Genomic DNA, 22,212 nt, shown 5'->3' with positions numbered 1-22,212 from the left:
TTATGGCGGCCTTAACGCCGCCGGAAATAAGGATATTGAAAGTGAAAGGTAGTGTTTAATATGAAAAATTATACTTCAAAACCAAAGGCGGACGGCTTCCGGATGCCGGGAGAATTTGAGCATCACGACGGTTGCTGGATTCTGTGGCCGCAGAGGCCTGATAACTGGAGGCTGGGCGGAAAGCCCGCGCAAAAGGTGTTCGTCGAGGTTGCAAAGGCCATTAATAAATTTGAGCCTGTTACAGTTGGCGTGAACGAAGACCAATACGAGAATGCAAGGGGAATGCTCCCTGAGGATATCCGCGTTGTGGAACTCTCGAACGACGATTCCTGGATTCGCGATTGCGGCGCAACATTTGTCGTAAACGACAAGACAGGCGAGGTGCGCGGCGTAGATTGGACGTTCAATGCGTGGGGAGGCCTTGTTGACGGCCTGTACTTCCCGTGGAATCTGGACGACGAGGTCGCGCGCAAAATGTGCGATATGGAATATAAGGGCAGATACCGCCTGGATGATTTTGTCCTGGAAGGCGGCAGCATCCACTCGGATGGCGAAGGCACGGTCATGGTGACCGAGGAATGCCTGCTTTCCGAAGGCAGGAACCCGCAGCTTTCAAAAGAAGAGATTACGCAGGTTTTGTGCGATTACCTTGGGGCTGATAAGGTAATCTGGCTGAAAAACGGTATCTATCTTGACGAGACCAACGGCCATGTCGATAATATCTGCTGTTTTGTGAAGCCGGGTAAGGTGTTGCTCGCATGGACGGACGACGAAAACGATCCGCAGTATGCGATCTCCAAAGAGAATTATGATATCCTCCAAAATACGACGGATGCAAAGGGCAGGAAGATTGAAATCGTAAAGATGTATGTTCCTTCCCCTGTGACGATCACAAAAGAGGAATCCGAAGGCGTTGATGCGGTAGATGGTACGCTCCCTCGTGAGGAAGGCGACAGGCTTGCGGCTTCCTATGTCAACTTCTATATTGCAAACGGCGGAATCGCGGTTCCGGGTTTTGGCGATCCGAACGATGAAAAAGCGGTACAGACGCTTAAGGAATGCTTCCCGGACAGGGAGATCGTCCAGATCCCCGCGCGGGAAATCCTGCTTGGCGGCGGAAACATCCACTGTATTACGCAGCAACAACCCTCAGGGAAAAGATAAGACATTCATCTACTTAAAAGGCACATGGGGCGGCTCTGCCGCCCCGGAGTTGTGCCGGAACGCACCGGTTTACAGCGGTTTCACATAATGCAGGTAATGCGAAACGTTTCATAAACCGCTTGCATATATAATTTATACCAAAAGCCTGTAACCAATCTTTTGGCAAATTGTTATAAAACAGGATAAAAGGAACGGATGTTTGATTCGTTTTACGGTTAGAATACTCCCAAAATACCGAAAAGGCAGGGAAAATACGATGAGCAGAATGGTAATTGCGCTTGGAGGGAATGCGCTTGGCAATAACCCCGAGGAGCAGATAGAAAAAGTGAGATATGCGGCAAAGGCGATTGTTCCCCTGATTTTAGCGGGCAACGACGTAATCGTTTGCCACGGAAACGGCCCGCAGGTAGGCATGATCAATCTTGCGTTTGAAAAAGGGTACGAAGGCGGATATACGCCATTAATGCCGCTTGCGGAATGTACGGCGATGAGTCAGGGATATATTGGATACCATCTGCAGCAGGCGATAGATGCGGAGCTTGTAGCGCAGGGGTGTAACGATACGCCTGTAATCACAATGCTCACACAGGTCATTGTGGATGAGGACGATCCGGCCTTTTCCAACCCAACCAAGCCAATCGGCGGCTTCTATGACGAAGAGACGGCGAAAAAACTGATGGCGGAAACAGGATGCAAATACGTTGAAGATTCCGGACGGGGATGGCGGCGTGTGGTGGCTTCGCCAAAGCCCGTCAGCATTTACGAGCATATGACGCTTGATGCGCTCATCAGCGATAAAGAAGTGATCATTGCCGGCGGTGGCGGCGGGATTCCCGTTATCAAGACAGAGACCGGTTATCATGGCGTTGCGGCTGTGGTGGATAAGGACTTTGCGGCGGAAAAGCTCGCGGAGCTGGTCCATGCGGAATACCTGTTTATCCTGACGGCGGTGGATCGTGTGTTTATCAATTTTGGGAAACCGAACCAGCAGGAAATTGAACATATGACGCCCGACGAGGCGCAGGAATTTATCGCACAGCAACAGTTTGCGCCGGGCAGCATGCTGCCCAAGGTGCAGGCGGCGTGCGAGTTTGCAAAAAGCCTTCCGGGCAGGAAGGCCGTGATAGGCTCGCTCGAAAAAGCGCCTCTTGCATTGGAGGGGAAGAGCGGAACATTAATCGAGCAATAAATGGGGAACGGCGATTGAACCATCAAGGATACCTCAAAGTGGAGGGACCGGCATTTGCCGGTCCTTTTGCGTGGCATGGGTGCAGGAATTTCAGAACCCGGGATTTGTATAGGCGGTTTCTATGCAGAAAAGCCGGAATGCGTGTGCCGCAGTCAATAAGCCTTCAAAAATCATATGGACTAAATGAAATTTTGCAAATTCCGTAAAAATGAATTGCAATCTTACCAATATTTGTATAATATTTGAACTGGACTCAAAAGGTATCCTTTTTACAGCTTTACAGCGGTATTTTCCGTAGGAGGCCACAGCTGCATTGGTAAAGGGACAACGGTTATTATTACGATTCCAAAGGAGCCTGAACGATGAAAGCGATTGCCGTAGATGATGAACCGCTGGTACTTGGCCTGCTGGTAAAAACAATAAAAGAGGCGGAGCCGGATTGTGAAGTATGTGGATTTCAAAAACCGTCGGAAGCGCTGGGCGCAATAGCTGGCGGCTTGCGTCCGGACGTGGCGTTTCTTGACATTGAGATATTTGGCATGAATGGTCTGGAGCTTGCAAAAAAAATCCGCGAGCTTTCGTGCGGCACAAAAATAATTTTTGTGACCGGCTATCCGCAATATGCGCTGGAGGCATATTCCGTTCATGCAAAAGGCTACCTGCTCAAGCCGGTTTCCAAAGAACGGATGCGCGAGGAGCTTGACGAATTAAAGGCGCTTCCTCCCAATGAACACGGTAGGATACGTGTGCAGACCTTTGGTAATTTTGAGGTTTTTGTGGATGGAGTACCGTTGCGCTTCTCGCATGCAAAGACAAAAGAGCTGCTTGCCTATCTCATAGACAGGCGCGGAGCTTCGGCAAACACGGGCGAACTTTGCGCTGTGCTGTGGGAAAATAAACCGGATACTGTTTCTGTCCGCAGCCATCTGCGTACTCTGATAGCGGATCTCACACGGCGCCTTACAGAACTTGGCGCAAAGGACATTCTGGTAAAAAGCCGCAACAGCTTTGCCATTAATTGTGGGAATGTGGACTGTGACCTGTATCGTTTCCTGTGCAGGGATACCGAGGCTGTCAATGCTTACCGCGGCGAATATATGGCGCAGTACAGTTGGGCAGAGATGACGCTGGGCGCTCTTGAATAATAAATTAGTAATTTACCAAAACCCCGTTTTCGGGGTTTTTTATTTGCGCTCTATTTGCGGTTTTAATGCTATAGTAAAACAAAACAGGGGGATAGTGCATGAAATCGATCCAGACAAAATTTGTTGTTTTGATTTTGGGATGCGTCCTGCTTTCGTCGGTGGTAATTGGCGGGGCGGGTATTTATAACGCTCAAAAAGTAGTCGATAACGATTCGGCGCAGATCATGAACCTGCTGTGCAATGAACGGGCGCAGAATATCGATGCGCTTCTCTCTCGTATCGAGCAGTCGGTAGATACGCTCGCCAATTATTCCATGGAAGAGCTCGAAGACGTTGACAGGTTCAAAACGGATTCATCTTATGTCGATGAATATACAGAATACATCCAGAACGTCGCGGTCAACGCCGCGAACAACACAGAGGGCGCGCTTGCGGTTTATATTCGGTATAATCCGGATTTTTCAGAATCCACCTCCGGCCTTTTCTGGAGCAAAACAGCTTTGGACGGAAGCTTTCAGGAGCTGACTCCTACTGATTTTTCAAGCTATAATCCTGATGATATTGAGCACGTGGGCTGGTATTATGTTCCTGTCAAAAGCGGAAAGGCAACGTGGATGGCGCCTTATATGAATAAAAACATCAATGTCCAGATGATCTCTTATGTTGTACCGCTTTATGCTAATAATACCACCATTGGCGTGGTTGGTATGGATATTGATTTTGATGTGATCAAAAATATTGTTCAGGATACAAAGGTATATGACAGCGGCTATGCCTTTTTGACAGATGAATCAGCAAATGTTATGTATCACAAAACAATAGAAATGGGAACGCCAATGGGCAGCCTGGAGAATAGCCTGATTCCGGTTGCGGAAGAATTGAAAAATGGAGGAAACAGCACTTATTTGTTTTCTTATACCTGGAACGGGGAAGAAAAGCAAATGGCTCTGGAAAGCCTGAGAAATGGAATGAGACTTGCAATCACCGCTCCGGCTTCCGAGATAGATAAGGCGAAAAATGATCTGATTCTGCAAATTTCGGTTGCAGTCATAGCAATCTCCGCGCTGGCCGTTCTTCTGACTGTGCTGCTGACGCGCAGGATCGTGAGACCGCTCAAGGAGCTGAATGCCGCTGCCCGGCAAATTGCGGAGGGAGACCTTTCCGTCACGCTTTCCCACCAGACAAAGGACGAGGTGGGCACGCTGGCGGACAGTTTCCAGCAAACGGTAAACCATCTGCAGGAATACATCGGCTATATCAATGGACTGGCCTACAGGGACGGCCTGACAGGCTGCAGGAATAAAACCGCATATCAGGATGCGGCGGATGCGCTGGAAGAAAAGATGCGGACAGGCAGGCCGGAATTTGCGGTAATCGTGTTTGACCTGAATAACCTGAAAACAGTAAACGATACCTGCGGTCATGATTTTGGAGACATGCTGCTGATTGATGCCTGCAAGCTGATTTGTAAAGTGTTTAAGCGAAGCCCTGTCTACCGCGTGGGAGGGGACGAGTTTGTAGTAATTCTGGAAAATGATGAATACGAGCATTATACGGAAATATTGGAGCGGTTTGAATGTGCGGTAGAGGAGTTTAACGCAAACGCCAGACCGGGCGGGGAAATTAACATTGCAAGGGGAATCGCGCTTTATGAAGAGAATATGGACCTGACCTTCGCCGATGTTTTCAAACGGGCGGACAGTGCAATGTATCAAAATAAAATGGCGTTGAAAAGAAAGGAAGACGAAGAACAAGGCTGATACCTGTAAATAGGCTGAAATAAAGGAACGGGCAGCCACAAAGTGGCGCCCGTTCTTTTCACATGTCAATGAGCAAAAGTTCTTTATTCGCCAAGGCATATCCCGATATTTTTAGCCGCGCGGACAATGTCGTCGTCCTTTGTAACCAGCTTTGTTTTGCCGGCGACGTCCGCCAGTTTGTTTTGCGTCAGCTTTCCGTTTTTCTTTGCCACCGTATATCCAAACTTGCTTTGGCAAATGAGATCAGCTGCCTGAATACCAAATTTTGTTGCAAGAACCCTGTCGTATGCGCTTGGGCTCCCGCCGCGTTGAACGTGTCCGGGGACAACGGTGCGCGTCTCGATTCCCGTTATGGATTCGATTGCATGCGCGAGACGCGTGGAAATCGAAGGATAGCCTTCTTCCGCGCGTTTGGCACGTATTTCCTTGCGTTTCATGCCTGTTTCGTCATTGCGGATCGCGCCCTCGGCAATCGCCACGATAGAAAATGCTTTGCCTTTTTCCGCACGCCGTTTTACAGCCTCGATTACAGTTTCGCGGTCATACGGAATTTCAGGGATCAGCACTACGTCCGCTCCGCCTGCGATACCAGCGTAAATTGTAAGCCAGCCGGCCTTGTTGCCCATCAGCTCAACCACCATTACGCGTCCATGGCTTGCCGCAGTCGTGTGCACTCTGTCAAGAACGTCCGTGGCGGTGTCAACAGCGGTGTGAAAACCAAAGGTAACGTCTGTACCCCAGATGTCGTTATCAATCGTTTTGGGCAGGCCAATCACATTCAGCCCTTCCTCGGAAAGCAGGTTCGCCGTTTTGTGCGTACCGTTACCGCCCAGCGTGCATAAGCAGTCGAGCTTCATTTTTTCGTAGTTTTGCACCATACTGGCAACCTTGTCCACATTATCTGCGCCAATTTTCCGCATATCCTTAAAGGGGGTGCGCACCGAACCAAGAATCGTGCCGCCCAGCGTCAGGATGCCCGAAAATTCGCTTTTGTCCATTGCGCGGTACTGACCATTGATCAGCCCGGCAAAGCCGCTTGCAATGCCAATAATCTCTACGCCCTCCATGCGTTCGTATGCAGCGCGGGCAACGCCGCGGATCGCCGCGTTAAGGCCCGGGCAGTCTCCGCCGCTTGTGAGGATACCAATTCGTTTTGCCATTATTTATTTCCCCCGTCTTTCTATTATTTCCATTGGATGGAAGCGTCAAAAACAGTCTTGTTGCCTGTTTTTCCACAGACAAACCATGTTCCGTCTATTTCTTTGCAGTATAAATCAACCTTTTGTCCCATATAGGCTTCCGCAATATAGTTGATGCGGAATTGATCCATATAAGCCTTTTTTAAATGGGAGATATCAAAAAGCTCGCAAATCCAGTCTGCGTATTTGGCATTATTGAGGTGGCCATTCATATCGACCTCACTGTATGCCACAGTACGCGTAGTCATATACTGCATTTCGTCCGGCAGCTTGATCTTACCGGGATCGGGCAGCGCGCGGCCATGCGAAAGGTCGTAAGGATAATTTTCACCGATATCGCCCGTACGGCATAAAAAGCGTTCGCGGATGTTGAACAGCACCCAAAGGGAGGTTGCGCGTCCGAGCTCCTCGCCCGTTTCACTGAAAAACATCGAGTGCCGCACAAAAAAAAGCTTGGTCGGCTTTCCGGGCCAGGTCACGACCTTGATGGTATCCGTAAGGTCAGGATATTGCTTCATCTGGAGATGGAGCCGGGTAAGCATCCATGCCATGCCGCGTTCCTCCACAAGCTCCTTCCGGCCTGCGTTCACAGCGATTGCGTGATCCTCTGCAATCTCCTGTAAACGCGTCAGGATAGCGGATGGACGCCATTTTCCCTTCGTGTCTACATCAAAGGCCCGGATGGTGTATAATTGTTCCAGTTTTGTATTCATCAAATGCCTCCAGGTTGTCTCAAAAGTTCTCTTATCACTATAGTATCACTTTGGAAATCAAATGAAAAGAAAAAAGAAAAGGACAGGATTTCCTCCTGTCCGCGCTGTATCACGATATATTTTTATACGCTGAGAAGTTTGTTCAGGAACAACCTGATACGGTTTTCCTTTGGGTTGACCAGGAGTTCCTGAGGTGTGCCCCGCTCTAAAATGCGCCCCTCGTCCATAAATACAACCTCACTGGCAACCTCCTTGGCAAATCCCATCTCGTGTGTGACAATCAGCATCGTCATATGCTCAGCCGCAAGCTCCTTGATGACGGCGAGAACCTCGCCTGTGAGCTCGGGATCGAGAGCCGATGTAGGCTCGTCAAAGCAAAGAATGTCAGGATCCATAGCAAGCGCGCGCGCGATCGCCACACGCTGGCTCTGTCCGCCGGAAAGCTCGAAGGGATATGCGTCGCCCCTGTCTCCGAGCCCAACTTTTTTGAGCAGCGTCATTGCGGTTTCCTCCGCCTGGTTTTTGGGAATTTTATCCACATTAATTGGGGCAAGCGTCAGGTTTTCCATCACAGTGAGATGGGGAAACAGATTAAAGTTCTGGAATACCATTCCGAGATGGAGGCGCGCCTTCATCAGCTCGTCTTCCTTCAGGTATTGCGTCACGCCGTTTTGTTCGCTTGCAATCGTGATGCCATTCAAAACGATCGTTCCTTTTTCCGCGCGTTCCAGACAGTTGATACACCTGAGAAGGGTACTTTTGCCGCTGCCGGACGGACCGATAATCGCCATGGTTTCGCCCTTCTCAAGCGTCAGGTCTATATCTTTTAAAACATGGGTTGTCCCAAAGCTTTTGTTTAATTTTGTAACTTCAAGTACGCTCATAATATCACCTAAATCCTGTAATAGTTCATGCGTTTTTCAATTTGCTTTAAAACAAGCTGCACAATCGCGTTAATGGCAAGGTAGAATAACATCGCCACAATAAACGGCACAACGGAAGCCTCGCGCATTGCTGCCGACTGGGCCATTTTGAGCAAATCGCCAAGAGCGATGATGCTTACGAGCGCGGTATCCTTCACAAGGTTGATAACCTCGTTGCCAAGCGAGGGCATGACGATTTTGAATACCTGTGGTATGACGATTTTTCGCATCGTAAGCCCTTTTCCCAGTCCAAGCACAGAAGCGGCCTCATACTGGCCACGGTTGATGGACTGGATACCGCCGCGGAAAATTTCGCTGTAGTACGCCGTGTAATTGAGCACGAACGAAAGCAGTGCAGATTCAAAACGGCCGATCCGGAAGGATACGCCAATATTTGTAAAAAGCAGGTTCAAACCGAAATATAAGAAAAGCACCTGTAAAATAAGCGGCGTACCGCGCATGATAACAAGGTAAACGTTATAGATGCCTTTCCCGATTTTATTTTTGCTGAGGCTGATCTGCGAGCCAAAAAAACCGAGCGGGATCGAAATGACGAGCGTGAGCGCAAACAGGGAGAGCGTTACTCCAAGGCCGTTTGCAAGCTCTAAAACCAAACTAAGAAAGTTTTCCATTACATATTACTCCAAAAGTACAAATAAAATGAAAAATCGGGCAGCATCGTGATGATAGGCTGCCCGTCATTTCCAGAAGATACCGGTTAGAACGTCGTAACATCCTTACCAAACCATTTTGTGCTGATTTCAGCTGCGGTTCCGTCCTTTTTCATTTCTGCAAGCGCTTCTTCTACCGCCTTTTTGAAAGCCTCTTCACCCTTGCGGAAACCAATGCCGTATTCTTCAGGAGCGAGCGTTTCGTCCAGGATACGGAACTGGTCGGGCTGCTTTGCAAGATAGTAGTTCGCGACAACGAGGTCTACCGCAAGCGCATCCACCTGTCCGGAGGAAACGTCCATCATAGCCGTTACGTTGTCCTTGAAGTCGATCTGCTCCGCAATGGAGTTCTTTAGTTCTTCATTCCCGTCGATTGCTTCCTGTGCGGAAGAACCGTCCTGCACCGCAACCTTTTTGCCGGCAAGGTCTGCAAGCGTATTTACAGGGGAATCCTTCGTTACTACGATTACCTGTTCATTTTCCATATAGGGCTCGCTCATCAGAACCTTTTCCTTGCGTTCGTCCGTGATGGTATAGCCGTTCCACAACAAATCAACATTGCCTGCGTCAAGCTCCATTTCCTTTGCGCTCCAGTCGATTGCCTGCAAATTCACTTTTACGCCCATGTGCTCTGCAACCGCCTGCGCCATTTCCACGTCAAAGCCAGTCAGCTCGCCGTCATCTCCCTTAAAGCCCATCGGAGGGAAGCTGTCGTCCATACCCATAACGAATTCGCCTTTTTCCTTGATTTTATCGAGCGAATCATCCACAGCTGCAGCCGATGCGTCAGCCGAACCGGAAGCCTCGGAGCCGGATGTTTCCGTCTTTGGGGCACAGCCGACAAAGCATACCGCCGCAAACGCGATCACGAGAACAATGAGTAGTACCTTTTTCATTTGTATCATACCTCTTTACCAAATTTTCTTACAAAACAGAACCTGTTTTGCTGCCATTTCAGGCGACTTACCTTGATATTATAATTCATCGTGCTAAATTAGTAAAGGGGTAATCCGAAAAGATCACGAAAACATGATATAGGAAAAATACCATAAAAGAGAGGGTGGCAATGAGCGGAAGCGCAACGCAGAATGTGTATAAGAACCTGAAAACGATGCGGCCTCACGCCGCATCGTTTTGGGACTGCATTATTATAAATGAAAGAAAACTTCCGTAACAAGTGCGTCAGAAAGTAAGCTCTTTATCGAAATCAAACAACCTGTAATCGCACATCAGGCGCAGCAGCGTGAAGCGGTTGCGGATATAACAGCAGATTTTCATTGTTTCCTTAAACTGTTCGTCGGTCATACCGATCTGGTGATAATCAGTGTAGCCGTTTACAGTCCGAAGCGTGCTTACGATTTTTTCGGAAGAGGGGACCTCAGAGGCAACCTGCCGGACCTTGTCGAAGTTTTGGCGAAGCAAGCCTACGTTGAGGTTACCCGTGATGGTGGGCGTATTTTCTTTTTCGACCATTTCCACCACGCTCTGGGGATATTTACTGTAATATTCTTTTACGCGCTCCATACTGAACTGGTTTTCCAGATTCTCCCTGAATATCCGCCCCAGCCGTTCCGCGAAGATAGGATAGTATTTTGCTGCGTTTACGGTTCCGATCCCAACCTTTTCACCGTGCAGCGCGTCGTGGTCGATTCCCTCGATGGGTGTTACCTCCAGATAATGTGAAAAATGATGTTCGAAGCTTGATGCCGGGCGGGTGATGCCGACCATTTGAATGGTGATTCCTGAGAGCAAAAGTCCTTCCATCAGGGTGCCGATGCTTTCGATGTCGCCTTTCCTGATTGCTTCAATGTTGTCCACAATGATATTGACGGCTTTCAGGGTAAGGTCTGCGACGAACGGGCAATAGTATTCGTTTGTGATAAGATGGCCGATTTTCCAGTCAGCGACGCTGATGTATTTACTCAGCATGTCGCCCACGCCGGACGCGGTCATTTTGAGCGGAGCGGCCGCAATGATCTCAAGATCGGCAACCACTGCGTCCGGAGCCTTGGCCGGAAGCGTTACTTTCGCGCCGTTTAACGTAAGCGCGGCATTATCGGATACGAAGCCGTCCACACTTGCAGCTGTTGGAACGGAAATGAACGGAACATCCTGTTTTAATGCCACATAGCGTGTGACGTCGGTAATCACGCCCGCCCCCACGGCCAGCAGTAAGTCGAAGCCGCCGGTTTTTAACACCTGCGTGACGGTGTCAAGCTGAAATTCGTTCGGAACGATTTTTTCGCCTGTCAGGATCAGCGTATCTATATCCGGAAGGGCTTTTTTCAGTTTGGGATATGCCGCGTCATAGGTGTTCTGGTCAAATACCGCGAGAGGCTTTGCACCGGCAAACGATTTTTCAAGCAGCGCCGGGAGTTTTTCCATGGCATTGCGTTCGACAATATAGTCGCGCGTTTTGAGCGTGTGGTTATGCCCGCAGGCACAGCCCTTGACATCCAAAATTTCTTCGAACATAATTTAACTCCTTTTTTAAAATAGAAATACGATTTTATTTTACGGCAGCGTGGAAAGATAGTCAAATAACATTGCAAAAAAGGGAATTTTTTATATAATGGAAAGAAGAAGCTTAAGGCAGGAAGGGAGAGCGGGATGCTGACAGCGCAGGAATTTATTAAAACGCACAAAATGGAATATACCTCTATCGATATTGCGGAGCAGATGGAGGCATATCTCGATGAGATGAAAAAAGGGCTGTGCGGCGAAGAAAGCTCCCTTTTGATGATACCGACCTATATCTCGCTGAAAAGCGAAGTAAAACGCGAAAAGCCCGTAATCTGCGTGGATGCGGGCGGGACAAACCTGCGGATAACGGTCGCAAAATTTTTACAGGACGGAAGCTTTCATACGGAAGAGATCAACCGGTATATGATGCCGGGTGTGGAAAAGGAAGTAGAAGCGGGAGAATTTTTTGACATTTTGGCGGGCTTAATTGCGCCCCTTACAGGGATTACTAAGGATATTGTCATTTCATTTGCATATCCTGGAAAAGTGATTCCCAGCCTTCCGAACATCGATTGTGAGATCGTAGAAATCACCAAAGAAGTAAAAGTGAAGAACGCCGGCGGAAAGAAGATGGTTGATGAACTGAAAGCATCCTTTGAAAAGCTTGGAATCCATGGGGGCAGGATCGTTGTGATCAACGATTCGGTAGCGACCTGCCTTGCGGGAAAAGCGGAAAAGATCAACGAAGGCTATGGTTCGTTTACGGGAACGATCCTTGGCACGGGCAGCAACAGTTGCTATATGGAAAACATCCAGAATATTGCCAAGCTGCACGGATTCTCTGATGACGGCGTGATGGTGATCAATACAGAGGCGGGAAATTATTCCGAAATCCCACGCAGCGATATTGACCTTGCGTTCGACGAAAGCATGCTGAATCCCGGAAGGGGAATTTTTGAAAAAATGGCCAGCGGGGGCTATCTTGGCGGGCTGTGCGATTTTACGTTGCGGGCCGCAGGACGTGAGGGCGTATTTTCGCAGGAGTTTACTTTGGCGAAAACGCTTACCACCGTGGATGTCAATGAATTTTTGGAGGATGGAACAGGGGCGCTCAAAGGTTACTTCCAAACGGAACGGGACGCGTGGACGGCACGGGAGATCATTCTCAATATTGTGCTGCGCGCAGGACGGCTGCTTGCGCTTCAAATGGCTGCGATGGCTGTAAAGGCGTGTAAGGACAACAGCCATATTTGTATGACGATTGAAGGCACGACATACGATAAAATGTTTGCGCTCAAAAAGGAAGCGCTTACAAACCTGCTGCCTTATCTTGATTCGATAGGCATTGCGGCAGATGTGATCAGCGTAGACCTGGCTGTGCTGAAAGGCTGCGCGATCGCAGGGCTTTCCACATAATTTCCTGATTGGCGAAATAGTATTGGGTTTATAGGTAATAATAGTATATAATAGAAAACAAGCAACAGACAATCTGACCACAAGGAGGAATCTGAGTGGGAGGACGGCCTTTATAACAATGATAATTTTTTGTTATGCTGTCCTTTTTTACAGAAGGGGCGGCATTTTTTGATTGGAGGGAGTATGGCGCAATATACGCTGGGAAACTATATTTTGGATACTGGCCAGCCGCGGGCAGAGGTGCTGGCTGCAATCCTGAAAGACGATTCTATAAATGAGGAGCTTTTTTACGCGGCGAACAAGGTAAAAACCGAACAATATGGAAATCTTGTTTTTGTACGCGGCATCATTGAATTTTCAAACTATTGCAGATGCCTGTGCGCTTACTGCGGCATCAACGCGCGGATGAAGGATGCGGTGCGCTATCGCATGGCGCCCGACGAGCTTGTAGAGGCGGCGGTGGATACGGCAAAGGTCTACCGGACGGTTATCCTGCAAAGCGGAGAGGACTGCTACTATACCGCGGAAATGTTGGCCGGCATCGTCCGGCGCATCAAAGAAAAGGCGCAATGCGCTGTTACGCTGTCCATTGGGGAACGATCGCTTGAAGAATACCGTATTATGAAGCAGGCGGGAGCAGACCGGTTTTTACTCAAGCATGAGACGGCGAACGCCGCGTTGTATCAATCGCTGCACGGCGTACCGCTCGAAGGCAGGCTGGACGCGCAGCGCAGGATCAAGGGACTTGGTTTTGAGCTTGGCGGCGGGTTTATGGTGGGACTGCCGGGGCAAACGGATGAAATCCTCGCTCAGGATTTGCTGACGTTGGTACGCGAGGGCGTGGATATGGCAGGCATTGGGCCGTTTATCGCGCATCCGGATACGCCGCTTCGGGGCAGTGCGGATGGAAACGCACACAAAACGCTGAAGGTGCTTGCGCTTGCGCGGCTGCTCCTTCCGAAATGCCACCTGCCGTCCACAACGGCCCTCAATGTAAAGGGCGGCATGAAAAACGCTTTATTATGCGGCGCGAACGTTATTATGCAAAAAGCCACGCCGTATGAATATAGAAAGCTGTACGATATCTATCCCGGCAGGGATGCAAAGGATATACCACTCAGGGAGCAGTATGAAGAATTGAAGGAAAAACTTGCGGAACTGAATTTGACCGCAGAATAAGGGGGAAGTCAAATGGCTTATAACAGAATGGGAAAAACGGTAGCAGAGTTTATGGATCATGGGGAGATTGAGCGTACGCTCGCGGCTGCAAGGGAGCTTGCAAAGGACGAAAAAGAGGTGAAGCGCATCATCCACAAGGCGAGCGGCTTTGGCGGACTCACGCACGAGGAAGCGTCTGTCCTCAGCTTTGTGGAGGATAAGGAACTGATCGAAGAGATGTTTCGAACCGCCAGGGATATCAAAAAACATATCTATGGCAACAGGATCGTGATGTTCGCACCGTTGTATTTGTCGGACTATTGCGTAAATGAGTGCCGCTACTGCGGATATCATCATTCCTCGTGCATGACGCGTAAAAGACTGACGCAGGAGGAGATCGTTCAGGAGGTAAAGGCGCTTGAAAAAATGGGGCATAAGCGGCTTGCGCTTGAAACGGGCGAGGATCCGAAGAACTGTCCGCTTGATTACGTGCTGGAAAGCATCAAAACAATCTATTCCATCCACTTTGACAACGGGGCGATCCGCAGGGTGAACGTGAATATCGCGGCGACAACCGTGGAAAATTACAAGAAGCTCAAGGATGCGGGAATCGGGACCTATATCCTGTTTCAGGAAACATACCATAAACCAACCTACGAGCATCAGCATCCGAAGGGGCCGAAGAGTAATTATGAATATCATACCACCGCGCATGACCGCGCAATGGAGGCGGGTATCGACGACGTAGGGCTCGGCGTACTGTATGGGCTTTACGACTGGCATTACGATTTCGTAGGGCAGATTATGCACGCAGAGCATCTGGAAGCAGTGTTCGGCGTAGGGCCGCATACAATTTCCATGCTGCGCATCCGCGACGCGGGCGACGTGAAGAAAACAGATTATGAACATGCGGTTTCAGACGACGATTACAAAAAGATCGTGGCGGTAATGCGTATGACCGTACCGTATACGGGCCTGATTCTTTCGACGCGCGAAGGCGGCGCATATCGCGACAGCGTCATCGAGCTTGGAATTTCGCAGGTCAGCGCGGGCAGCGCGACGGGCGTAGGCGGCTATACGCTGAAAACGCAGCAGCCGCAGTTTGAAGTGGAAGACCACCGCACGCCGATCGAAATGACCAAGGAGCTGATCCGCGACGGATATATTCCAAGCTTCTGTACAGCCTGCTACCGCGAGGGAAGGACGGGAGACCGGTTTATGCGCCTTGCAAAGGCGGGGCAGATCGGAAATATCTGTCAGCCAAATGCGCTTATTACCTTAAAGGAATATGCGGTCGATTATGGCGACGACGAGTTTAAGCAAATGGCGAACGAACTGATCGAAAAACAGCTGCAGGAAATACCAAGCGAAAAAGTCCGCGACAAAGCGCGCGAATACATCGCGAAAATCGAAGCGGGCGAGCGCGATTTCCGATTCTAGGAGAAGGAGAAAACAGATGGTATCCAATTTAGACGAAACGCCACAGGCAAACCGGCTGCATATCGCCTTTTTCGGAAAAACGAACGCGGGGAAATCGAGCGTCATCAACGCGATGACCGGGCAGGATATCGCGCTTGTCTCAGATGTTGCGGGTACGACTACGGATCCCGTATATAAAGCGATGGAGCTTTTGCCAATCGGCCCGGTGGTATTTATCGATACCGCGGGCCTTGACGACACGACGGAGCTTGCACAGGCGCGGATCAAAAAAACGAACGAAGTTATCGACAAAACGGATATCGCCGTGATCATCATACGCGCGGGCGACGGGGACACCTCCCTTGAGAAAGAATATATGGAAGTGTTCCGCAAGAAAAATACGCCGTATATCGTTGCTTATAATGCGTTTGACGAGGGGAATGCGGGCAGCGTTGCTCCAGTCGGCAAAAATACGGTGGTGCTGAACGCGAAAACGGCAGAAGGAATCGAAACGCTGAAGCAAAAGCTTGCAGAGCAGGTGACGAACTACGAACAGCCCTCGATTGTCGGGGAGCTTGCATCGGCGGGAGACGTTGTAGTGCTTGTGATGCCGCAGGACATCCAGGCGCCCAAGGGGAGGCTGATCCTTCCGCAGGTGCAGGTCACGCGCGATCTTCTGGATAAGGGCTGCCGCGTGGTTTCCATCAAAACGGAAGACCTTTCACCCATGCTCGAAGAGCTGCGGCATCCGCCAAAGCTCGTGATTACCGATTCACAGGTGTTCAAATATGTAAACGAGCATCTGGGAAAGGATATCCCGCTTACGTCTTTTTCTATGCTGATGGCGAAATATAAGGGCGATATCGATGAATTTGTGCGCGGGGCACGGGCGATTGCCTCCCTGAAGCCGGGCGACAGGGTGCTGATCGCCGAATCGTGTACGCATCATGCCCTCAAAGGGGATATTGCGCGGGAAAAGCTCCCGAACTGGCTCAGCAAATATGCAGGCGGCGCGCTTGCCTTTGATAACTGCGCGGGCCATGGATTTCCGGATAACCTAACGGATTACAAGCTGGTTGTGCATTGCGGCGGGTGTATGGTGAACCGCAAGAACATGCTTTCGAAGATTGGGTACGCAAAGGAAGCAGGTGTGCCGATCACCAATTTTGGCGTGGCGATTGCATTTTTAAACGGTATGCTGGAGCGCGTGACATGGTAAAAGCTGTTTGAAACGGGTGACCACTGTTTACAAAGAAACGGAAAGCAGTTATAATGCTTACAAAGGCAGGCGAGGCCTGTTTAATAATACCGGGAGGCAAAATAATGGTTGTAATCAAGATCAAAGGCGGCGGCACAATCAAGATTAAGCTGGATGAAAAAGCAGCGCCGAAAACGGTAGAGAATTTCAAAAAACTGGTAAATGAAGGATTTTATGACGGTTTGATTTTCCATAGGGTTATCAAAGGATTTATGATTCAGGGAGGATGTCCCAAAGGAAACGGCACAGGCGGGCCGGGCTATTGCATCGAAGGGGAGTTCTCTTCGAACGGCGTGGAGAATGAGCTGAAGCATAAACGCGGAACAATCTCCATGGCGCGCAGTATGGATCCCAATTCCGCAGGTTCGCAGTTTTTCATCATGCACGCGGACGCACCTCATCTTGACGGACAATACGCGGCGTTTGGCAAGGTCGTTGAAGGCATGGATATTGTCGATGAGATCGCCGGCATGAAAACAGATTTTTCCGATAAGCCGGTTGCGGATATCGTGATGGAAAAGGTGACGATCGAAGAAGAATAATGGCTCAAATAACGCTAAAAGCTGAAAACCCCTGCAGATTATGCAGGGGTTTTTGTTATGCTTTTTGATTTTACATGGATTTTACATAAACTGCCAGTCAATTTTACAATGCCGCCTTATAATGCAAATTGTGGTTAAGAAAATAATATATTTAAAATATTTATCACAAGGAGAGAACAGAAATGAAAAAAATTGTAATGGTAACAGCATTGGTGCTCTGCATGGTATTTGCTGCAGTAGGCTGCGGCGGAAACCCGGCGGCTCAGGAACCGTCCCAGGCGGCCAGCGAATCCGCTTCGGCCCCGGCGTCGGCTTCCGCTTCGGAGTCGGCAGAATCGTCGGCCCCGGCAGACACGGCAATTTCAGGCAAGGTATCCATGTCCGGTTCTACATCTATGGAGACCATCGCAAATGCGCTCAGGGAGGCGTTCATGGCAAAATATCCTGATGTAACGGTGGATGTGCAGCTTGGCGGCTCGTCGGTCGGCGTACAGGACGCGCAGAGCGGGAAATCCGATATCGGTAATGTTTCCAGAGAGCTTAAAGAGGATGAAACAGGACTTACGGAAAATAAAATCGCAATCGACGGCATCGCAGTGGTTGTGAACCCGGCAAACAAGGTAACGCAAATCACTTCGGAAGACCTTGCCAAAGTATACACAGGCGAGATCAAAAACTGGAAAGACCTCGGCGGGGACGATCAGCCAATCGTCGTTATCGGACGCGAAGCTTCATCGGGAACGCGCGGAGCGTTTGAAGAACTTCTGAAGGTGGAGGACAAGTGCCAGTACGCCCAGGAGCTGAACGAAACCGGCGCTGTAAAAACAGCGGTATCCGCAACGCCTGCGGCAATCGGATATGTTTCACTCGAGGCGCTTGACGATACGGTAGTAGCGCTCAATGTAGACGGCGCTCCTGCCACGGAAGAGGCGATCAAGGCGGGAGAGTATCCGCTCTCAAGGCCCTTCCTCATGGTAACTGCGGAAGGCGAGCTTCGCCCGGAGGTACAGGCGTTCATCGACTTCGTACTCGGTGCGGAAGGCCAAAAGGTTGTCGCAGACAATAAACTGATCACGATTTCATAAATTTCCTCTTATGAAGAATAAAGAAAGAGACGCAGAGGAGTCTGCGTCTCTTTCGGCGGTTGTGGAAGGCGAAACATGGCGCGTTCCAAAACGATGGGAAAAAGGAGTGAAAAAGCAGAAATGAATGTCAGTGCGACAATCATGGGTGGAAGGAAGACAAAGACCGCCCTTGAAAAAACAATGAAAGGCGTTTTTATTGCGTGCGGCGCGTTTGCGGTGGTGGCGGTGCTGGTCATCACGATTTATATGGTCGTATCCGGCGCCCCGGCGATGTTCCAGATAGGTCTTAAAGATTTTCTGTTTGGTACGGAATGGGCGCCTACGGCTGCGGATCCAAAATTCGGCATCCTGCCCATGATACTCACCTCGCTGGTAGGTACGGGAATCACAATCGCGGTCGGCGTTCCGATTGCGCTTATGGCAGCGGTTTTTGTCTCGGAAGTGGCACATAAAAAGCTTGCCGGGATCGTAAAACCCGCAATCGAGCTTTTGGCAGGAATCCCTTCAGTGGTATACGGACTTTTGGGAATGATTATATTGGTTCCTCAGGTATCCAAGCTCGAAATGCTTTTGTATGCCAACGATCCGACGCATGCCTTTACCGGCGGCGCAAATCTGCTTTCAGGCGTTGTGGTGCTTACGATTATGATTTTACCAACAGTGGTCAATATCAGCATTACTTCTTTGAAAGCAGTTCCAAGGGAATACATGGAGGCGTCTCTTGCAACCGGCGCCACCAAAATGCAGACGATCTTTAAGGTGCAGATACCGGCGGCAAAATCGGGAATTATCACAGGCGTAGTGCTGGGCATTGGCCGGGCGCTCGGCGAGGCAATGGCAATCATCCTTGTGTCAGGCAACGTTGTGAATATGCCGGGGCTGTTTAACAGCGTCCGGTTCCTGACGACGGGTATTGTGTCAGAGATGAGTTATGCGTCCGGGCTCCACAGGGAGGCGCTTTTCAGTATCGGGCTTGTTCTGTTTATATTTATTATGGTCATTAACGTTATTTTGAATACGTTACTGAAAAAGGAGGCTGCGGGAAATGAAAAGTAGTGCGGAAAAGCTTTCCAACGACGTAAGCCTTATGAAAAAAAAGCGCCGCCCCAAGGATGGCGCGCAGCAGATCACGATTTATGCGTGTGCAATCCTTACGGTCGTTATCCTGTTTTATTTGCTTGTTTATATCATGGTGCGCGGGCTGCCGTCCGTAAATTGGGAATTTCTTTCCACCGCGCCAAGTGCGCTTAATAAAACCGTGGGAATCCTTCCCAGCATTATCAATACCCTGTACATGATTGGAATAACGCTGCTTATTGCAACGCCAATCGGAGTAGGCGCGGCGATCTTTCTCAATGAATACGCCAAACGCGGTAAAATCGTCAAGGTGATTGAGTTTACAACAGAAACGCTGGCAGGCATCCCTTCCGTATTGTACGGACTGTTTGGCGCTGTGTTTTTCGGCGTCACGCTGCAGCTTGGATACTCCATACTTGCCGGTGCGCTGACGCTTGTGCTGATGATCCTTCCGATCATTGTGCGTACTACGCAGGAGGCGCTTAAAACAGTGCCAAACGAATACCGCGAGGGCGCGCTTGGAATTGGAACGACAAAGTGGCACATGATCCGCACGATCATCCTGCCGGGCGCGATTCCGGGAATCATTACGGCCGTGATCCTTGCAATCGGCAGGATCGTGGGTGAATCGGCAGCGCTGCTTTTTACGTCGGGGATTGGAACCAATATGCCCACCAATTTCTTTGGGCATATGATGGAATCGGGCGCAACGCTCACCGTGCAGCTCTACACATACGCGGCAAAGGGGCAGAACGATTCTGCGTTCGGGATTGCCGCCGTATTGGTGGTGATCGTATTGGTAATCAACCTGCTGACGAATTACCTGAGCAAGCGTTTCAGCAATAAGAGGCAGTAGCGGAAAGGGGAAAAATCTTGAGTACTAAAATAGAAACAAAGCATCTCGATTTATATTACGGGCAAAACCATGCCTTAAAGGACATCAATATTGATATCGAAGCAGGAAAAATCACAGCCCTGATCGGACCGTCAGGTTGCGGAAAGTCCACTTACCTGAAAACGCTTAACCGAATGAACGATCTTGTGGATGGTGTAAAAATTACAGGAGAAGTTCTTTTGGACGGCGAAAATATATACGATACCAAAGTGGACGTTACCATTTTGCGTAAAAAGGTAGGAATGGTATTCCAGAAACCAAATCCGTTTCCAATGAGTATTTATGATAATATAGCCTATGGGCCGCGTATCCATGGCATCAAAAACAGGACGGATCTTGATGAAATCGTGGAAAACAGCCTGAAGGGGGCTGCGCTCTTTGAAGAAGTGAGGGACAGGCTCAAAAAAAGCGCGCTCGGGCTTTCCGGCGGGCAGCAGCAGCGCCTTTGTATTGCACGGGCGATTGCGGTTTCGCCGGAGGTGATTCTCATGGACGAGCCTACTTCCGCGCTCGATCCGATCTCCACGACAAAGATCGAAGATCTGATGAGCGAGCTCAAAAAGAAATTCACAGTTGTGATTGTCACGCACAATATGCAGCAAGCCGTCAGGATATCAGACAGGACGGCGTTTTTCCTGCTTGGTGAAATGGTAGAGTATAATAAAACAGAGGACCTGTTCAGTATGCCAAAGGATAAGCGTACGGAGGATTATATTACAGGTCGTTTTGGATAAGGACGGAGCATCAGGAAAAGAAAGGAATTGATTATGAGAAATAAATTTGACGTTGAGCTCGAGGATCTGAACCTGGACCTCATACGCATGGGCGCGAGGGCGGAAGAAACGATCACAAAAGTTGTGAGCGTGATTGAAAACTGCGATATGGAAGGAGCCAAAGAGATCATCGAGGACGACGACCTTGTGGATGCGATGGCGCGCCAGATTGAGAGCCGTTCCATGAAGCTCATCATGAAGCAGCAGCCGGTGGCGAAAGACCTGCGGATGATCTCCACAGCGCTTAAAATGATTACCGATATTGAACGCATCTGCGACCAGGCAGCGGATATTTCAGAAATAACGCTTTGCGTATGCAAGGAAATTGTGATCGAAAAACCAAAGCATATCCCCAAAATGGGAAAAACCACGGCGCAAATGGTTCACATGGCGGTGGAATCCTATGTGCACAGGGATATGGAGCTTGCCGAAAAGGTCATCGAAATGGATAACGAGGTAGACAGGCTTTACGACGTTGTCAAAAACGAGCTTCTTGAGATGGCAATCAGGGATAAAGACAAGATCGACCAGATTGTGGATTTTTTGATGATCGCAAAGTACCTGGAACGGATCGGCGACCATGCGGAAAATATAGCAGAGTGGACGGTGTTTTCAGAAACGGGCGTGCATAAAGACAAACGTATTTTGTGATATAATATCCATGTGAGGTGATAAAGTGGCGACGATCATGATTGTAGAAGATGACGCTTCGGTCAGGGAACTGATTGTGTGTACCCTCAAATCGGCGGGATTTGAGGTGCGGGCATATGAATGCGGCGAAGAGCTTTTGAAAAACTATAGCGAGGACGATGCGCCGCAGGCAATTTTGCTTGATATCATGCTGCCGGGTATCGACGGGTTTGAAGTATACCGGCGGCTTTCGGCGCAGGAAGGGTTCAATGTTCCTGTTGTGTTCCTGACTGCCCGCACCACCGAGGTAGATAAGGTATCGGGCCTGAACCTGGGGGCGGACGACTATATCACCAAGCCGTTTGGCGTACTGGAGCTGATCGCCAGGGTAAATGCGGTTATCCGCAGGGCACAGAAAATTTCTGTCAAACCGTTGCCAAAGGTGCGGGAGGCAGGAGGAGTCCGGCTTGATGCGGCGGCGCATGTGTTGTATGTAGATGGGGAAAAAACAGACCTCACCTATAAAGAGTTTGAAATACTCCACTATTTCATGCGCAACGAGGGTATGGTGCTTACGCGTGAAATGCTTCTCAATGAAATATGGGGCATTGATACGGATATCGAAACCCGTACAGTGGATATGCACATCAAGACATTAAGGCAAAAGATAGGGCGCTGCGGTTCGTACATCAAGACGGTGCGTGGCGTGGGATATCGGTTTGAGGTATAAAA

At 49.5% G+C, this 22,212-nt stretch carries 21 protein-coding genes; 15 read left to right on the top strand and 6 right to left on the bottom strand.

Annotated features, from left to right (window positions below; translation table 11 throughout):
* Positions 1 to 60 precede the first annotated feature (60 nt).
* From aguA to CHK_RS09275, 4 genes are all read left to right on the top strand, one after another.
* Positions 61 to 1,164, top strand: coding sequence for an agmatine deiminase (gene aguA, locus CHK_RS09290; protein WP_046443776.1), 1,104 nt, complete (start codon positions 61 to 63; stop codon positions 1,162 to 1,164).
* A gap of 256 nt (positions 1,165 to 1,420) precedes the next feature.
* Positions 1,421 to 2,353: a carbamate kinase gene (gene arcC / locus CHK_RS09285; RefSeq protein WP_046443775.1), complete on the top strand. Its 933-nt coding sequence runs from the start codon at positions 1,421 to 1,423 to the stop codon at positions 2,351 to 2,353.
* Positions 2,354 to 2,715: 362 nt separating this feature from the next.
* Positions 2,716 to 3,498, top strand: a complete 783-nt coding sequence (locus tag CHK_RS09280) for a response regulator (protein ID WP_046443774.1) — start codon at positions 2,716 to 2,718, stop codon at positions 3,496 to 3,498.
* Between the two features lie 98 nt (positions 3,499 to 3,596).
* Complete coding sequence (locus tag CHK_RS09275) at positions 3,597 to 5,258, top strand: sensor domain-containing diguanylate cyclase (protein ID WP_046443773.1); 1,662 nt, start codon at positions 3,597 to 3,599, stop codon at positions 5,256 to 5,258.
* 83 nt (positions 5,259 to 5,341) lie between these two features.
* Here CHK_RS09275 and CHK_RS09270 read toward each other — a convergent pair whose 3' ends face one another.
* From CHK_RS09270 to CHK_RS09245, 6 genes are all read right to left on the bottom strand, one after another.
* Positions 5,342 to 6,418: a 6-phosphofructokinase gene (locus tag CHK_RS09270; protein ID WP_046443772.1), complete on the bottom strand. Its 1,077-nt coding sequence runs from the start codon at positions 6,416 to 6,418 to the stop codon at positions 5,342 to 5,344.
* 23 nt (positions 6,419 to 6,441) lie between these two features.
* Entirely contained in the window at positions 6,442 to 7,170 is a 729-nt protein-coding gene (locus tag CHK_RS09265) for an acyl-[acyl-carrier-protein] thioesterase (protein ID WP_046443771.1), read from the bottom strand.
* A gap of 122 nt (positions 7,171 to 7,292) precedes the next feature.
* Positions 7,293 to 8,054 (bottom strand): amino acid ABC transporter ATP-binding protein, encoded by a 762-nt coding sequence (locus CHK_RS09260; RefSeq protein ID WP_152651673.1) that lies wholly within the window; start codon positions 8,052 to 8,054, stop codon positions 7,293 to 7,295.
* 8 nt (positions 8,055 to 8,062) lie between these two features.
* Entirely contained in the window at positions 8,063 to 8,725 is a 663-nt protein-coding gene (locus CHK_RS09255; protein WP_046443769.1) for an amino acid ABC transporter permease, read from the bottom strand.
* Positions 8,726 to 8,811: 86 nt separating this feature from the next.
* A complete protein-coding gene (locus CHK_RS09250) occupies positions 8,812 to 9,660 on the bottom strand; it encodes an amino acid ABC transporter substrate-binding protein (protein ID WP_046443768.1) in 849 nt (282 codons plus the stop codon).
* A 286-nt stretch (positions 9,661 to 9,946) separates the two neighbouring features.
* Complete coding sequence (locus CHK_RS09245) at positions 9,947 to 11,239, bottom strand: sn-glycerol-1-phosphate dehydrogenase (RefSeq protein WP_046443767.1); 1,293 nt, start codon at positions 11,237 to 11,239, stop codon at positions 9,947 to 9,949.
* A gap of 135 nt (positions 11,240 to 11,374) precedes the next feature.
* Between CHK_RS09245 and CHK_RS09240 the strand changes: the two genes are divergently transcribed.
* From CHK_RS09240 to CHK_RS09190, 11 genes are all read left to right on the top strand, one after another.
* On the top strand, positions 11,375 to 12,643 hold the full coding sequence (locus CHK_RS09240) for a hexokinase family protein (protein ID WP_046443766.1): 1,269 nt from the start codon (positions 11,375 to 11,377) through the stop codon (positions 12,641 to 12,643).
* Between the two features lie 183 nt (positions 12,644 to 12,826).
* A complete protein-coding gene (hydE, locus tag CHK_RS09235) occupies positions 12,827 to 13,822 on the top strand; it encodes a [FeFe] hydrogenase H-cluster radical SAM maturase HydE (RefSeq protein WP_046443765.1) in 996 nt (331 codons plus the stop codon).
* A gap of 12 nt (positions 13,823 to 13,834) precedes the next feature.
* Positions 13,835 to 15,241 carry a [FeFe] hydrogenase H-cluster radical SAM maturase HydG gene (hydG, locus tag CHK_RS09230; protein WP_235843851.1) on the top strand — a complete coding sequence of 469 codons (1,407 nt, stop codon included), beginning with the start codon at positions 13,835 to 13,837 and terminating at the stop codon, positions 15,239 to 15,241.
* A 16-nt stretch (positions 15,242 to 15,257) separates the two neighbouring features.
* A complete protein-coding gene (gene hydF / locus CHK_RS09225) occupies positions 15,258 to 16,439 on the top strand; it encodes a [FeFe] hydrogenase H-cluster maturation GTPase HydF (protein ID WP_046443764.1) in 1,182 nt (393 codons plus the stop codon).
* Between the two features lie 104 nt (positions 16,440 to 16,543).
* Positions 16,544 to 17,020 (top strand): peptidylprolyl isomerase, encoded by a 477-nt coding sequence (locus CHK_RS09220; protein ID WP_046443763.1) that lies wholly within the window; start codon positions 16,544 to 16,546, stop codon positions 17,018 to 17,020.
* Between the two features lie 182 nt (positions 17,021 to 17,202).
* Positions 17,203 to 18,105: a phosphate ABC transporter substrate-binding protein gene (locus CHK_RS09215; protein WP_046443762.1), complete on the top strand. Its 903-nt coding sequence runs from the start codon at positions 17,203 to 17,205 to the stop codon at positions 18,103 to 18,105.
* Between the two features lie 120 nt (positions 18,106 to 18,225).
* Complete coding sequence (gene pstC, locus CHK_RS09210) at positions 18,226 to 19,161, top strand: phosphate ABC transporter permease subunit PstC (RefSeq protein WP_046443803.1); 936 nt, start codon at positions 18,226 to 18,228, stop codon at positions 19,159 to 19,161.
* A complete protein-coding gene (pstA, locus tag CHK_RS09205; RefSeq protein ID WP_046443761.1) occupies positions 19,151 to 20,038 on the top strand; it encodes a phosphate ABC transporter permease PstA in 888 nt (295 codons plus the stop codon). Before pstC ends, pstA begins: the two co-directional genes overlap by 11 nt.
* A gap of 17 nt (positions 20,039 to 20,055) precedes the next feature.
* Entirely contained in the window at positions 20,056 to 20,811 is a 756-nt protein-coding gene (pstB, locus tag CHK_RS09200; RefSeq protein WP_046443760.1) for a phosphate ABC transporter ATP-binding protein PstB, read from the top strand.
* 33 nt (positions 20,812 to 20,844) lie between these two features.
* A complete protein-coding gene (gene phoU / locus CHK_RS09195; RefSeq protein ID WP_046443759.1) occupies positions 20,845 to 21,501 on the top strand; it encodes a phosphate signaling complex protein PhoU in 657 nt (218 codons plus the stop codon).
* 37 nt (positions 21,502 to 21,538) lie between these two features.
* On the top strand, positions 21,539 to 22,210 hold the full coding sequence (locus CHK_RS09190) for a response regulator transcription factor (protein WP_046443758.1): 672 nt from the start codon (positions 21,539 to 21,541) through the stop codon (positions 22,208 to 22,210).
* Positions 22,211 to 22,212: the final 2 nt, after the last annotated feature.

This window comes from Christensenella hongkongensis, assembly GCF_000981035.1.
GTDB lineage: Bacteria > Bacillota > Clostridia > Christensenellales > Christensenellaceae > Christensenella > Christensenella hongkongensis.
This window is presented reverse-complemented; position numbering and strand designations above follow the sequence as displayed.

Bases quoted from the DNA above. Each gene is read 5' to 3' on its own strand.
- aguA (WP_046443776.1), top strand. From the start codon at position 61: ATGAAAAATTATACTTCAAAACCAAAGGCGGACGGCTTCCGGATGCCG.
- arcC (WP_046443775.1), top strand. From the start codon at position 1,421: ATGAGCAGAATGGTAATTGCGCTTGGAGGGAATGCGCTTGGCAATAAC.
- CHK_RS09280 (WP_046443774.1), top strand. From the start codon at position 2,716: ATGAAAGCGATTGCCGTAGATGATGAACCGCTGGTACTTGGCCTGCTG.
- CHK_RS09275 (WP_046443773.1), top strand. From the start codon at position 3,597: ATGAAATCGATCCAGACAAAATTTGTTGTTTTGATTTTGGGATGCGTC.
- CHK_RS09270 (WP_046443772.1), bottom strand. From the start codon at position 6,418: ATGGCAAAACGAATTGGTATCCTCACAAGCGGCGGAGACTGCCCGGGC.
- CHK_RS09265 (WP_046443771.1), bottom strand. From the start codon at position 7,170: ATGAATACAAAACTGGAACAATTATACACCATCCGGGCCTTTGATGTA.
- CHK_RS09260 (WP_152651673.1), bottom strand. From the start codon at position 8,054: ATGAGCGTACTTGAAGTTACAAAATTAAACAAAAGCTTTGGGACAACC.
- CHK_RS09255 (WP_046443769.1), bottom strand. From the start codon at position 8,725: ATGGAAAACTTTCTTAGTTTGGTTTTAGAGCTTGCAAACGGCCTTGGA.
- CHK_RS09250 (WP_046443768.1), bottom strand. From the start codon at position 9,660: ATGAAAAAGGTACTACTCATTGTTCTCGTGATCGCGTTTGCGGCGGTA.
- CHK_RS09245 (WP_046443767.1), bottom strand. From the start codon at position 11,239: ATGTTCGAAGAAATTTTGGATGTCAAGGGCTGTGCCTGCGGGCATAAC.
- CHK_RS09240 (WP_046443766.1), top strand. From the start codon at position 11,375: ATGCTGACAGCGCAGGAATTTATTAAAACGCACAAAATGGAATATACC.
- hydE (WP_046443765.1), top strand. From the start codon at position 12,827: ATGGCGCAATATACGCTGGGAAACTATATTTTGGATACTGGCCAGCCG.
- hydG (WP_235843851.1), top strand. From the start codon at position 13,835: ATGGCTTATAACAGAATGGGAAAAACGGTAGCAGAGTTTATGGATCAT.
- hydF (WP_046443764.1), top strand. From the start codon at position 15,258: ATGGTATCCAATTTAGACGAAACGCCACAGGCAAACCGGCTGCATATC.
- CHK_RS09220 (WP_046443763.1), top strand. From the start codon at position 16,544: ATGGTTGTAATCAAGATCAAAGGCGGCGGCACAATCAAGATTAAGCTG.
- CHK_RS09215 (WP_046443762.1), top strand. From the start codon at position 17,203: ATGAAAAAAATTGTAATGGTAACAGCATTGGTGCTCTGCATGGTATTT.
- pstC (WP_046443803.1), top strand. From the start codon at position 18,226: ATGAATGTCAGTGCGACAATCATGGGTGGAAGGAAGACAAAGACCGCC.
- pstA (WP_046443761.1), top strand. From the start codon at position 19,151: ATGAAAAGTAGTGCGGAAAAGCTTTCCAACGACGTAAGCCTTATGAAA.
- phoU (WP_046443759.1), top strand. From the start codon at position 20,845: ATGAGAAATAAATTTGACGTTGAGCTCGAGGATCTGAACCTGGACCTC.
- CHK_RS09190 (WP_046443758.1), top strand. From the start codon at position 21,539: ATGATTGTAGAAGATGACGCTTCGGTCAGGGAACTGATTGTGTGTACC.